The 12,091-nt window shown below is 72.2% G+C and carries 8 protein-coding genes and 1 pseudogene; 5 read left to right on the top strand and 4 right to left on the bottom strand.

All coding sequences use genetic code 11. The features are described from left to right. The first annotated feature begins 5 nt into the window (after positions 1 to 5). The gene (locus tag COUCH_RS38265) at positions 6 to 1,439 is read left to right on the top strand and encodes a hypothetical protein (protein ID WP_249609990.1); all 1,434 of its coding nucleotides are present in this window, start codon (positions 6 to 8) and stop codon (positions 1,437 to 1,439) included. 5 nt (positions 1,440 to 1,444) lie between these two features. Here the strand turns inward: COUCH_RS38265 and COUCH_RS38260 are convergent, their stop codons facing one another. The 4 genes from COUCH_RS38260 to COUCH_RS38245 form a co-directional block, all read right to left on the bottom strand. Next, positions 1,445 to 2,068: a putative glycolipid-binding domain-containing protein gene (locus COUCH_RS38260; protein ID WP_249609989.1), complete on the bottom strand. Its 624-nt coding sequence runs from the start codon at positions 2,066 to 2,068 to the stop codon at positions 1,445 to 1,447. 90 nt (positions 2,069 to 2,158) lie between these two features. Then, positions 2,159 to 4,060 carry a DEAD/DEAH box helicase gene (locus COUCH_RS38255; RefSeq protein WP_249609988.1) on the bottom strand — a complete coding sequence of 634 codons (1,902 nt, stop codon included), beginning with the start codon at positions 4,058 to 4,060 and terminating at the stop codon, positions 2,159 to 2,161. Positions 4,061 to 4,297: 237 nt separating this feature from the next. Beyond that, positions 4,298 to 5,710: a hypothetical protein gene (locus COUCH_RS38250; protein WP_249609987.1), complete on the bottom strand. Its 1,413-nt coding sequence runs from the start codon at positions 5,708 to 5,710 to the stop codon at positions 4,298 to 4,300. Between the two features lie 203 nt (positions 5,711 to 5,913). Continuing rightward, positions 5,914 to 7,653 (bottom strand): C40 family peptidase, encoded by a 1,740-nt coding sequence (locus COUCH_RS38245; protein WP_249609986.1) that lies wholly within the window; start codon positions 7,651 to 7,653, stop codon positions 5,914 to 5,916. Positions 7,654 to 7,902: 249 nt separating this feature from the next. On the opposite strand from COUCH_RS38245, the gene mqnE reads away from it, so the two are divergent. From mqnE to COUCH_RS38225, 4 genes and pseudogenes are all read left to right on the top strand, one after another. Continuing rightward, entirely contained in the window at positions 7,903 to 9,072 is a 1,170-nt protein-coding gene (gene mqnE / locus COUCH_RS38240; protein ID WP_249609985.1) for an aminofutalosine synthase MqnE, read from the top strand. A 689-nt stretch (positions 9,073 to 9,761) separates the two neighbouring features. Then, positions 9,762 to 10,190, top strand: coding sequence for a hypothetical protein (locus COUCH_RS38235; RefSeq protein ID WP_249609984.1), 429 nt, complete (start codon positions 9,762 to 9,764; stop codon positions 10,188 to 10,190). 11 nt (positions 10,191 to 10,201) lie between these two features. Continuing rightward, positions 10,202 to 10,666 carry a DUF4229 domain-containing protein gene (locus COUCH_RS38230; protein WP_249609983.1) on the top strand — a complete coding sequence of 155 codons (465 nt, stop codon included), beginning with the start codon at positions 10,202 to 10,204 and terminating at the stop codon, positions 10,664 to 10,666. A 129-nt stretch (positions 10,667 to 10,795) separates the two neighbouring features. Further along, positions 10,796 to 12,088: pseudogene (locus COUCH_RS38225) on the top strand (M14 family metallopeptidase); the annotation flags it as partial. Between the last annotated feature and the right edge of the window lie 3 nt (positions 12,089 to 12,091).

The raw sequence follows: 12,091 nt of genomic DNA, 5'->3' as shown, positions 1-12,091 counted from the left end.
GTCCCGTGCCCGACGGCGACGACGTGACCATCCCGCCCGCCGGGCTCCCGACCCAGGCTGCCCCTTTCGTTCCCGCCCCGCGCGCCCCGCACCCGTGGGATTCGCTTCCTCCCGGGCTTCCGTCCCCGATCGTCGCCCCGCCGCGGCGTGCCCTCGGCAAGGGTCTGCTGTTCGGCGGCTCCCTCGCCCTGATCGTCGCCCTGTTCCTCGGCGCCGGTGCGGTGTACGTCGCCAACCGCGATCCGCTCGACTCCCGGGCCGAGGCGGCCGCCGAGGACCGCCGGAGTCTGCCGCTCACGCCGTTCGAGCAGGTGAATGCGGCGCTCAAGACGCAGGCGGAGGCCCTGCTCCGCGGCGACGAGAAGGTCTGGCTGGCCGCGGTCGACCCCGCCAGGCGCAACCTGCGGGACCGCTACCGCGCGATGTACCGGTCGCTGCGCGTGCTCGGCGTCAGCCACTTCGACTACCGGACGTACGTCCGCGACGTACGCCCCGACCGGTCCGGCAGCCTCAAGATCGGTGCGGACGTCGCGTACTGCTTCGCCGGCGACACCTGCGTCAAGGAGAAGAGCGCGGTCTCGGACGGGCCGCCGTCTGTGGCGCAGGAGCTCACGCTCAAGCACAGCAAGGGCGAGTGGCTGATCACCTCGCTGGCTCCCCGGAAGCCCACGGCCGACAAATACCGCGCGCCCTGGGCGTCCGGTGAGCTCGTCACCGTCGCCGGCAAGCGCGTCACCCTGATCGGCGCTCCGAGCGAGAAGAAGTACTTCCGGCGGCTCCTGCCGGTCGCCGAGCGCGCCGCCGTCGTCAACGACCGCTTCGCCGCCCTGGTCGGCAACCCGCAGCAGCGCTACCGCGTCTACCTGGCCGGCGCCAAGCAGTGGAAGAGCTGGTACGGCGGCATCACCGACAAGTGGATCGTCGCGTACGCCTTCCCGCGCAACGAGGCCGGCACCGACGTGGTCCTCAACATGGCCGAGCTGAAGGACGACAGGGAGTTCCTCGCCACCACGGTGCAGCACGAGCTGGGCCACGTCGTGACGGTCGGCAACGTGCACCGGCGCACCTGGGTCGAGAGCGACATGTGGCTCAAGGAGGGCATCGCCGAGTACATCGGCTGGTATCCGCGGCCGGCCACTGCGAGCTGGCGCCGCCCCGCGGTCCGGAGCCTCGTCAACGGCAGCGGGCGCCCGAAGTCCATGGCCGTCGACCCGTTGAAGGCCCAGGCCCGCCTCCGGGACGGGGACGCCTTCTACGGCTTCGGCCACTTCTCGGCGGACTGCATGGCGAAGAAGTACGGCCAGCGCGCCCTGTTCACCTTCGTCCGGCTCCACCTGCGCGAAGACCGCGACCTGGACTCCGCCTCCAGCGAGGCGTTCGGCAAGCCGTTCGCGGCGGTCGACAAGGCGTGCATCGCGTACATCCGCGACCGCGCCTGACCCGCTTACCCCCTGCGGACGGCCAGGCCGGGGTAGTCGCGCACGAAGCCCTCGTCGTCGACGGTCAGGTCCGCGCTGAACGTCTCGTTCGCGTAGCGCACCTTCCCGTCGCCCAGCGCGGTGTAGATCTGGTCCGCCTGGACCACCTCGAGACTGGGGAGCAGCACCCAGGCCACGCTGACCCGGTGCGCCACCCCGGGCTCGGCCTTGAGCAGGCCCAGCCGCCGGATCGGCAGCGTGTTCGTCAGCGGCGAGCCGGTCAGGTCGACGTCGTACGCCCCCAGCAGCAGATCGGCGTCCTCCGCACCGGGCAGCCCCGCGCCGGCGTGCCCCGCGGCGGTCAGGGCGGCGTCCAGGTCGCCGTGCTCGGACGTCGTCGCCCGCCACGCCCCGCCGTCCGCCTGCAGCCGCAGCGTACGACCCCACCCGGCCCCCTCGGCGCTCACCTCCACCGAGGTGGTCACCCACGAGGCGTCGGTACGCACCTCGTACCGCGCGGTGTACGCGATCGGGTCCACGGCGAGCGCGGTGCCCCGGGCGACCAGCCCGGCGCTCACGTCGACCACGGCATGCTCGGCGCCGGTCGTGTCACGGCGCTCCCAGAACAGCGAGCCAGGCGGAACGGACATGCGACCCTTCATACCCGGGCCGCCTCCCGGCATGCAAAGAGGCCCCCGGCGTCTGCCGGGGGCCTCTTCGTGGATCAGTGGATCAGTGGATCAGTGGATCGGGGTGGGACGGCCCGTCTGGTAGCGGCCACCGGTCTCGCGGCGGTCGTTGCGGCCACCGTCGCGGCGGAACCCACCGGTCCGGTCGCCGTAGTTCCGGGCCGCCGGACGGTCGCGGTCGCCGCCGAAGGAACGCTCGCCGCCGGCGGGCCGGTCGGTGCGGGGCCGGTCGCCGTAGCTGCGGTCGCGGTCGCCGCCGAAGGAGCGCTCGCCGCTGGCGGGCCGGTCGGTGCGGGGCCGGTCACTGTAGCTGCGGTCGCGGTCGCCGCCGAAGGAGCGCTCGCCGCTGGCGGGCCGGTCGGTGCGGGGCCGGTCACTGTAGCTGCGGTCGCGGTCGCCCCCGAAGGAGCGCTCGCCGCGGGGCCGGTCGCCGAACGAACGGTCGCGGTCGCCGAACGAACGCTCGCCGCGCGGGCGGTCGCCGTAGCTGCCGCGCGGACGGTCGCCGTAGCCACTGCGCTGCGGACGGTCGCCGAAGCGGCGGGGACGGTCACCGCGCTCGCGGGGCTCCGGCTCGGCCTTCACCGGGATGCCGCTGGGCTCGCGGGCACCGGTGACCTCGGCCAGCTGCTCGTCGCCGAGACGGACGCGGACCTCGTTGGGGAAGACGCCCGCCTTCTGCATCATCGCCTGGGTGCTGCGGCGCTGCTTGGGCAGGACCAGCGTGACCACGGCACCCGACTCGCCCGCCCGGGCCGTACGGCCGGCGCGGTGCAGGTAGTCCTTGGGGTCCTTGGGCGGGTCGACGTGCACGACCAGCGAGATGCCGTCGACGTGGATGCCGCGGGCGGCGACGTCGGTGGCGACCAGCACGTTCGTGCGGCCTTCCTTGAACTCGGCCAGCGTGCGGGTGCGTACCCGCTGGGTCTTGCCGCCGTGCAGGGCGCCGGCGCGCACACCCACCGCCGCGAGCTGCTCGACCAGCCGGTCCACGCCCATCTGCGTACGGGCGAAGACGATCGTCTTGCCCGCGCGGTTGGCGATCGACGCGGTGATCGGGAACTTGTCGTGCGGCGGGATCAGCAGCAGGTGGTGGTCCATGGTGGACACGCTCGCCTCGGCCGGAGCCGTGGAGTGCGTGACCGGGTCGTTCATGAACCGCTTGACCAGCGTGTCGACGTCGCCGTCGAGGGTGGCGGAGAACAGCAGGCGCTGCGCGTCCGCCGGGGTCTTCGCCAGCAGCTCGGTGACCTCGGGCAGGAAGCCCATGTCGGCCATCTGGTCGGCCTCGTCGAGGACGGTGACCTCGACGTCGTCGAGCTTGCAGGCGCCACGCTCGATCAGGTCGCCCAGGCGGCCCGGCGTGGCGACGATCACCTCGACGCCGCGGCGCAGCGCGTCCATCTGCCGGTCGTACGGCACCCCGCCGACGGCGGTCTTGAGGAACACGCCGACCGAGCGGCCGAGCGGCATGAGCGCGTCGGCGACCTGCATCGCCAGCTCGCGGGTGGGGACGAGGATGAGCGCCTTCGGCCGGTGCGGCAGCGCGCGGCCGCCCTGGGCGACCCGGGTCAGCAGCGGGAGGCCGAACGCCAGGGTCTTGCCGGAGCCGGTCTGCCCTCGGCCGAGCACGTCACGGCCGGCCAGGGCGTCGGGCATCGTCGCGGCCTGAATCTCGAACGGGGTGGTGATGCCCTCGCGGCTGAGCACGCGGACCAGCTCCGGGGCGAGGCCCAGGTCGGCGAAGCTCTTGGTCGCCTCCACGATCTCCACCTCGGCGGTCGTCGGGTCGGCGGCGGGGGTCTCGGCGGTGGTGATCGCCGGGTCCGCGGCGAGGGCCGCGGTGGTGTCCGCCGGGTCGGCGGCGGGAGCCTGCGGCTCCTCGGGGGACGTGCTGGAAGCGGGTGCTTCGAAGACGGACGGGAACGTGCTGGGATCAGCGAAAGTGGTCAAGAGAACCTCTCTACGGGGGCGCATGCTCGCGAATGGCCCGCCTCGGCTGCTGTGAGCCGACCGCTGAAATGCCCGCAAGAACGCCCGTGGCGTGCACCCACAGGGCACGCCAGGTCAATTACTGCCATCAGTGTACGGGTCAACGTCACAGACACTGCCCGCATTCCGCGCCGGTAGTGGGCTGTCTCACCCCCGGCGCAACCTCGCCAGCCTAGATGGCCTGCGGCGAAGCGACAACTATTTCGAGAAAACTCCACCGATCATGTTGCTGAAGGCGTCGCCGACGGTGAACAGGAAGACGAGGCTCACACCGACCAGGAGCAGCAGCACGATGAGCATGGCGACGATCACCTTGACGTTGCTGCGCCGCTGCACCTCGGGGGCATCGCGCCAGCCCTGGGCGAGGATGTGGCCGGTCAGCGAGCCGGAGTTCTCCACCGGGTTCATCATCACGGGCATCGTCATGTCGGCGGGTGCGTAGTCGGCGAGGCCGCCGTACACCGTGCCCTCGCCGCGCTGCTGGGGCACGGCGCCGCCCTGTCCGGAACCCGACCCGTACGTCCCGGGCCGCCCGGCGGGCCCACCGGCCGGCGCGGTGGCTCCGCCGAACGGCTGGCGAGCCGGGCCCGATGCGCCGACCCCGAAGGTGACGGCCTGCTGGGCGGCGTGCGTCGCGAACGGCATCGTCGAGTCGCTGCCCGCGCCGGCGTTGAACGGCATGGTCGCGTCGCTTCCCGCGCCGGCCTTGAAACTCATGGTCGCGTCGCTCCCGGCGCCGGCGTTGAACGGCATGGTGAGGTCGCTCCCGGCGCCCGCGTTGAACGGCATGGTCGCGTCGGGGTTGCGATCCGTCGCCGGGTGGCCCGCGGAGCCTCCGCCGGCCGTCGCGGAGGTGAAGGGCATCGTCAGGTCGCTCGCCGCGGGCCCACCGGCCGGCGGCATCGTGTACGACGGCAGGCCCGACGACGGGATGACGGGCGGAGCCGGGAACGGCGGCGGCGCGGGCACCGGCGACGGCCCGGGACCCGGCGGCACCGGGCTAGGACCAGGACCGGGCGGCACCGGGCTCGGACCGGGGCCCGGAGGCACAGGGTTGGGGCCGGGACCGGGCGGCACCGGGTTCGGACCCGGACCGGGCGGCACGGGACCCGGCGGCGTGGGCGACGGACCCGGGCCGGGCGGCATCGGCGAGGGCGACGGGAACGGCGCCGGCTCCGGGCGGGTGGGCTTCGCAGGCTCGGGCTTCGGCCGCGGATCGGGCGTCGACGGCTCCGGCAGATCGGGCTCCGGCTCCGCGGGCGTGGCGGGCTCGGAGGCGGTCGCCGGCGCCTCGGCAGCCTTGGCGGACTGGTCGATCGAGCGCGTGCCGTAGACGCCGCCCTGCCGGGTGGCGGGCCGGCTCGCGGCGCTCTCGTCCCGCACCGGCGCGCGGCCGGACGATCCGCTGACCGGCGCGGAGCTGGGCACCGAGGCCGATCCGGACACCGGCTTCGCCGAGCCGGCCCGGTCCGGCGCCCACAGGGCACCCGCGGCCGGCGGCGGGGGAAGCTCGTACCCCTGATCGTCGTGCGGCCCGGAGCTGCTCGCGGGCGTCGGCACAACCGGCGGCTTCGTGCCGTCGCTGTCCGATGCCGCCTGCCGCTCGTCCATGGGTCCTCCCGATCGCCGCCACTCGCGTGCGACGTCACATGCGCCGACGCCGGGCAAGCCGGATGCCGCGGCGTTCGTCACTACCGTGCCATATCACCGCTCATATGCGCACCCGGCGTCAAGCGGTCCGCACCCGAAGATCCGGTTTCCGACCCCGGCTGTTACCTGATTGTCTCGCTGTCGCGGTCATTCCGCTGCTGCGGTCATTTCGCCGTCGCGGAGCTGGAGGTGCTCGCCGACGTCTTCGCCGATGCGGAGGACTTCGCCGTCGTGGACGTCGACGTCTTCGGGGTAGCCGGCTTGGACGTCGTGGTCGGCGCCGGCGCGGTCGTCTTGCTGCTGGTGGCCGACGCCGTCGGTGACTTCGTGCCGTCCGAGCTGTCCGCCGAGCCGGACGGCGACGTGTCCTGCGACTTGCTCGGCGCCGCCGACGGGGGCGCGCTCGTGGTCGGTGGCGTGGTCGTCGGCTTCGGCTCCGTGCTCGGCGACGTGGACGGTGTGCCCGGCGAGGTGGACGGCGAGCTCGGCGGGGTCGACGGCTTGCTCGGCGAGGTCGACGGCTTGCTGGGCGACGTCGACGGGCTGCCCGGGGTCGTCGGCTTCGTCGGTGGCTTGCTGCTCGGCCGCGGCGTGGGGCTCGTCGTCGGCGTGTGGTTGCTCGGCGTCTCCGGGTCCGGCGAGCCCAGGTGCGGGCCCTCGACCGTGCCCTCGACCGAGCCGTAGATGCGCGTCGCCGCGAACAACCTCGTCCAGCGTACGGGGACGAGCCGCACGTTCAGGCCGGTGCGCGGGGCCTCCACCATCATGCCGTCGCCGGCGTACATGGCGACGTGGTGGATGCCCGTCCAGCTGGTCGACGAACTGAAGAACAACAGGTCGCCGGGGAGCAGCGAGTAACGGTCCACCGTCTTGCCGCGGGTCTGGTAGTACTGGTCCTTCGACACCCGGGTGAGCGGGAAGTTGCCCGCGGCGTCCGAGCGGTAGGCGTAGTACATGAGCCCGGAGCAGTCGAACCAGTCCGGGCCCTCCTCGGACCACACGTACGGATCTCCGCGCTGAGCCAGGGCGATCCGCAGCGCCGCGATGGCCCGCGGGTCGGCGCCGCGGCCCGCGTTCTCGCCCGCGAGGAAGCCGGCGCCGGCCTGGGCGTCCTGGACCGCCTCGGCGGCGTCGGACGCGGCGATCACGTCGGCGTGCTGCTGCTCGTACTTCTGCTGAGCGGCCGTCTTCTTGTCGAGCGCGGTCTTCTTGGCGGTCCGTTCGATGGTGAGCCGGTCGAAGGTCGTACGCAGGTTCTGCTGCTCGGCCACCGCTGCCGCATACGCCGACTGCACGATGGTCAGCTGCCGGCCGGCCGCCTGCTCGGTGGCGGAATCGCCGCGCTGGATCCGCGCGAGGGAGTCGAGGTCCTGCAGCCCGGAACCGAACGAGCCGGGCGGGAGCGCCGCGGCGTTGCGTACGGAAGCGGCGGCTGCGGCCGTGACCTCCTGCTGGGCCGCCGTCACCGCGGTCTGGGTCTGGGTGACCTTCTGGTCGGCGGTCGAGAGCTGCGTCCGCGTGAGGTTGAGATCCTCGTCGAGCTTCGCGAGCTGCTCGCCCATGGCGGCGACCGCGGCCCGGCCGGCCTCGATCTTCCGCATGATCGGGTTGGTCGGTGCGCCGGCCCCGATGATGCTCGACGTCGGCGGCGTGGTGGGCGTCGTGCTCCGCTGGCCCGGCAGCGTGATCGAACCGATCGCGACGGGCCGGGAGCCCGCGTCCGGAACGGAGCCGGGCGCCGCGGGCGCGACCGGGAGGGCGGGGGCGACGGGCACCGCCGGTGCGACCGGTGCACCCGGCGCGACGGGCGACGCGCCGGCGGGAAGAGGGTTGAACAGGGCAGCGATGGCAGCGGCGGTCGCAGCGGAGTACGCGAGCGGGCGCCACCAGGGGCGCACCCGCACCGCCGAACCGCGTCGGCTCCGCCTCGTCCCACCCATGCGCACCCCGTCCCGAGCCGGTCGCCCACCGGCGTCTTCGGTCCCCATAAAGGTCTTACCCCAACACCTGCACCGGTGTCGATCGAATGGAGATGAAAGGACGCTGAGAATCGTAAGTCGCCGACGTGACCTGCGCCGCCCGGAAGCGGCCGCGGGCGGCTTCTGTCGGGGGTTGGACGTACGCTCGACAGCACCGTGATGAGAGGGGCCCAGATGGACGTCGGACTGAAGCGCGAGCTGGAGGCCAAGGTCTACGCCGGTGAGCGGCTGACGCGCGAGGACGGCATCGCCCTCTACGAGTCCGACGACCTCGCGTGGCTCGGGCGGCTGGCGCACCACAAGCGCACCGAGATGAACGGCGACCGGGTGATGTTCAACGTCAACCGGCACCTGAACCTCACGAACGTCTGCTCCGCCAGCTGTGCGTACTGCTCCTTCCAGCGCAAGCCGGGCGAGAAGGACGCGTACACGATGCGCATCGACGAGGCGGTCCGCAAGGCCAAGGAGATGGAGGACGAGCAGCTCACCGAGCTGCACATCGTCAACGGCCTGCACCCCACGCTGCCCTGGCGCTACTACCCCAAGGTGCTGCGCGAGCTGAAGGCGGCGCTGCCCAAGGTCAACCTCAAGTGCTTCACGGCGACCGAGGTGCAGTGGTTCGAGAAGATCAGCGGCCTGCCGGCGAGCGAGATCCTCGACGAGCTGATGGACGCCGGCCTCGAGTCGCTGACCGGCGGTGGCGCGGAGATCTTCGACTGGGAGGTCCGCCAGCACATCGTCGACCACAACTGCCACTGGGAGGACTGGTCGCGGATCCACCGGCTGGCACACCAGAAGGGCATGAAGACCCCGGCGACCATGCTGTACGGCCACATCGAGGAGCCGCGGCACCGGGTCGACCACGTGCTGCGCCTCCGCGAGCTGCAGGACGAGACGGGCGGCTTCGCGGTCTTCATCCCGCTGCGCTACCAGCACGACTTCGTCGACTCGGCGGACGGCAAGATCCGTAACCGCATCCAGGCCCGCACGACGATGGCGGCACCGGCCGAGTCGCTCAAGACGTTCGCGGTGTCCCGGCTCCTGTTCGACAACGTGCCGCACGTCAAGTGCTTCTGGGTCATGCACGGCCTCTCGGTCGCCCAGCTCTCCCTCAACTTCGGCGTCGACGACCTCGACGGCTCGGTCGTCGAATACAAGATCACCCACGACGCCGACTCGTACGGCACCCCGAACACGATGCACCGCGGCGACCTGCTCGACCTCATCTGGGACGCGGGCTTCCAGCCGGTCGAACGCAACACCCGCTACGAGGTCGTCCGGGAGTACGACAAGCCGACGCCGCTGGCCGAACGCCGCAGCGAGCCCCAGCAGGTCTGGGCCTGATCCGCCGGACGGCCGTCGCCTGACCCCGGCAAGGGGTGGGCGCGGCCGAGCCTGGCGTGGCCCGGTGCCTTGCCGTCGTCTGCCGGTTCGGCCTGGGTTGGTCCGGGCCCGGCAAGTTGCCGCCGTTTGCCGGTTCGGCCTGGCGCTTTGCCTGCCGGGCGCCGGTTCGGTCTAGCGCCTTCGCCTGCCGGGCCCCGGTTCGGCCCGGCCCCCTTGCTCGCAGTGCGCGGGCTCGGTTCGGCGTTGGTCCGGCCCCGCGTCGGCAGAGCTTGGGCCGGCTTTGTCGGCCGGGGTGCTGCTGGCTTGGGTCGGTTGCGGTCGGTTGCGGTCGGTCCGGGCGCGGGCCGCTGCTCCGGCCGGCCGGCTTTCGGCGGGGCAGGTCGGTCGGTTCCGGCGGGACAGATCGATCGGTTGCGGCGGGACTGGTCGGCCGGCTTCGGCGGGACGGGCGAGTCGGTTGCGGCGGGAATGGTTGGTCGACCTCGGCAGGACAGGCCGGCCGGCTTCGGCGGGACGGGTGAGTCGGTTGCGGCGGGAAAGGGTAGGCCGGCTTCGGGGGAAAGGGCCGGCCGGCGGGAGCCACGGCAGGGGCCACGCGCCGTGGCTGGGTCGGCCGTGAGGGAACCCACGCGATCGGCGTCGGGCTGCGGCCGGGTGGGCCGGGGCTCCGGCGTACCCTTTGCTTTGTCATGGCCGAGACTCAGAGTGCGCGCCGTCCGCGCCGGGACGCGGACGGGCGGTTGGCGACCGTTCAGGACCTGCTGGGCGTCGGCCTGGCCGGCCTGGTCGCCGGGCTCGTGGTGCTGCTGATCTTCGAGGGCCTCATGTCGCTCGTGCGCGCCTCGGAGTTCGGGGCGGCCAGCGGATGGATCGCCATCGTGCTGCCGGTGTGGCTGTTCACCGAGGAGTTCCGGGCGGCCGGCTTCGGCGCGTACCGGATCGTGGTTGCCGCCCTGGGTGCCGGCTTCGGGGTGGCCGTGGGCATGACCCTCGCCGGCCTGGCCGCGCCGCTCTTCCCGGCCCTGGTCAGCGGCGCCGTCGGCGCCCTCGGCCTCACCGTCGTCTATTGCCTGGTCTGGTTCTACGGCCTCCGGTGGCTGAGCCACCGGGTGGGCTGAAGGAGTACGAGATGAGTCCCGCCCTCAAGTACACGCTCGGGCGCTTCGGGCTGTTCGTCGTGGTGTTCGCGCTGCTGCTGCCGGTGCCGCTGAACTTTCTGGTGAAGGCGATGATCGCGCTGGTGGCCTCGGCGGCGTTCTCGTACTTCCTGCTCGCCAAGTGGCGGGAGCAGATGGCCGAGCAGCTGGGCTCGGTCGCCGAGCGGCGCGCCGCGGAGAAGGCACGGCTCCGGGCGGCGCTCGCGGGCGACGAGGAAGCCGCCTCAGCCGGCGACCGCGCCGCCGAGCCGGCCGCGAACCGTGCTGCTCAGCCGGCCGGCGACCGTGCCGCTCAGCCCGCCGGCGATCGCACCGCTCAGCCGGCCGGCGACCTGGCCGCTCCGCCCGCGCAGGGTCAGGGGGAGCGGGCAACCCGGCCCGCCGGCCCCGCGGGCCGGCCGGACGCTGTGGCCGGTGGCGACGGCAAGGCTTCCTGAGCTGCGGTCCGCGGTCATCACGCCGACGTAGGGGGCACATTGGCATGGCCTCCACGCATTGCCAAACGTCTATGCCGGGTGGTGCAGTGACGGGGCCCGGACCCCTCTGACACCCCCCGGAGGTCGTTCATGAGACGACGCGTCACCGGTCTGGCCGCGGCTGTCACCGCCGGCCTGGCCCTGATCGCCGCCACCGCAGCCACCGCGCAGCCTGCCACCGCCGAGTTGCGTGCCGACAGTTCCGCGCAGTACGAGGTGTACGACGTGCGTACCCTCCAGCAGCGCAACACCATCGCCAGCACCGGCGTCTCGATCGACTCGGTGGAGCACGCCGTGGTCGAGGTGACCGCGACGGCGGGTGAGGTGAAGGCGTTGCGGGCGCTCGGCTTCACCGTCAAGAAGGTCGAGGTGGCGACCGCGGGCGACGGCGTGTCCACCTTGGACTTCCCGTCGCGCGACGCCGCGTACCACAACTACTCGGAGATGATTTCCGAGGTGAACTCGATCGTCTCGCGGTACCCGGCGATCGCGAGCAAGCGGGTGCTCGGGAAGACGTACGAGGGCCGGGACATCGTCGCGGTGAAGATCTCGGACAACGTGGGCACCGACGAGAGCGAGCCCGAGGTCCTGTACGACGCCAACCACCATGCCCGCGAGCACCTGACCGTGGAGATGGCGGTCTACCTACTGCACCTGTACACGGACAACTATGCGAGCGACAGCCGGATCAAGAGCATCGTGGACAGCCGCGAGATCTGGATCATCCCCTCGGTGAACCCGGACGGCGCCGAGTACGACATCGCGACCGGCAGTTACCGCTCGTGGCGCAAGAACCGGCAACCCAACAGCGGTTCCCGGTACGTCGGCACCGACCTGAACCGGAACTACGGGTACAAGTGGGGCTGCTGTGGCGGCTCGTCGGGCAGCCCGTCGTCGGAGACGTACCGGGGCACCGCCGCCTTCTCCGCCCCCGAGACCCGCGTGGTGCGCGACTTCGTGCTGAGCCGGGTCGTCGGCGGCGTGCAGCAGATCAAGGCCGCGATGGACTTCCACACGTACTCCGAGCTGGTGCTGTGGCCGTTCGGGCACACCACGGCGAACACCACGACCGACATGAACGCGGACCAGAACAGCACCTTCGCGACGCTGGGCCGGCAGATGGCGGCGACCAACGGGTACACGCCCGAGCAGTCCAGCGACCTCTACATCACCGACGGCGACCTGCTCGACTACCTCTGGGGTACGCACAAGATCTTCGCGTACACCTTCGAGATGTACCCGACCAGCTCGTCGGCCGGCGGCTTCTACCCGCCCGCCAGCGTGATCACCCGGGAGACCGCTCGCAACCGGGAGGCCGCGCTGATGCTGGCCGAGGCGGCGGACTGCCCGTACAAGGTGATCGGCAAGCAGTCCACGTACTGCTGA

This window comes from Couchioplanes caeruleus (assembly GCF_023499255.1).
GTDB lineage: Bacteria > Actinomycetota > Actinomycetes > Mycobacteriales > Micromonosporaceae > Actinoplanes > Actinoplanes caeruleus_A.
This window is presented reverse-complemented; position numbering and strand designations above follow the sequence as displayed.

What these genes read in the sequence shown, in the direction of transcription:
- COUCH_RS38260 (WP_249609989.1), bottom strand. Translation starts at nt 2,068, where the DNA reads ATGTCCGTTCCGCCTGGCTCGCTGTTCTGGGAGCGCCGTGACACGACC.
- COUCH_RS38235 (WP_249609984.1), top strand. Translation starts at nt 9,762, where the DNA reads ATGGCCGAGACTCAGAGTGCGCGCCGTCCGCGCCGGGACGCGGACGGG.
- COUCH_RS38250 (WP_249609987.1), bottom strand. Translation starts at nt 5,710, where the DNA reads ATGGACGAGCGGCAGGCGGCATCGGACAGCGACGGCACGAAGCCGCCG.
- COUCH_RS38230 (WP_249609983.1), top strand. Translation starts at nt 10,202, where the DNA reads ATGAGTCCCGCCCTCAAGTACACGCTCGGGCGCTTCGGGCTGTTCGTC.
- mqnE (WP_249609985.1), top strand. Translation starts at nt 7,903, where the DNA reads ATGGACGTCGGACTGAAGCGCGAGCTGGAGGCCAAGGTCTACGCCGGT.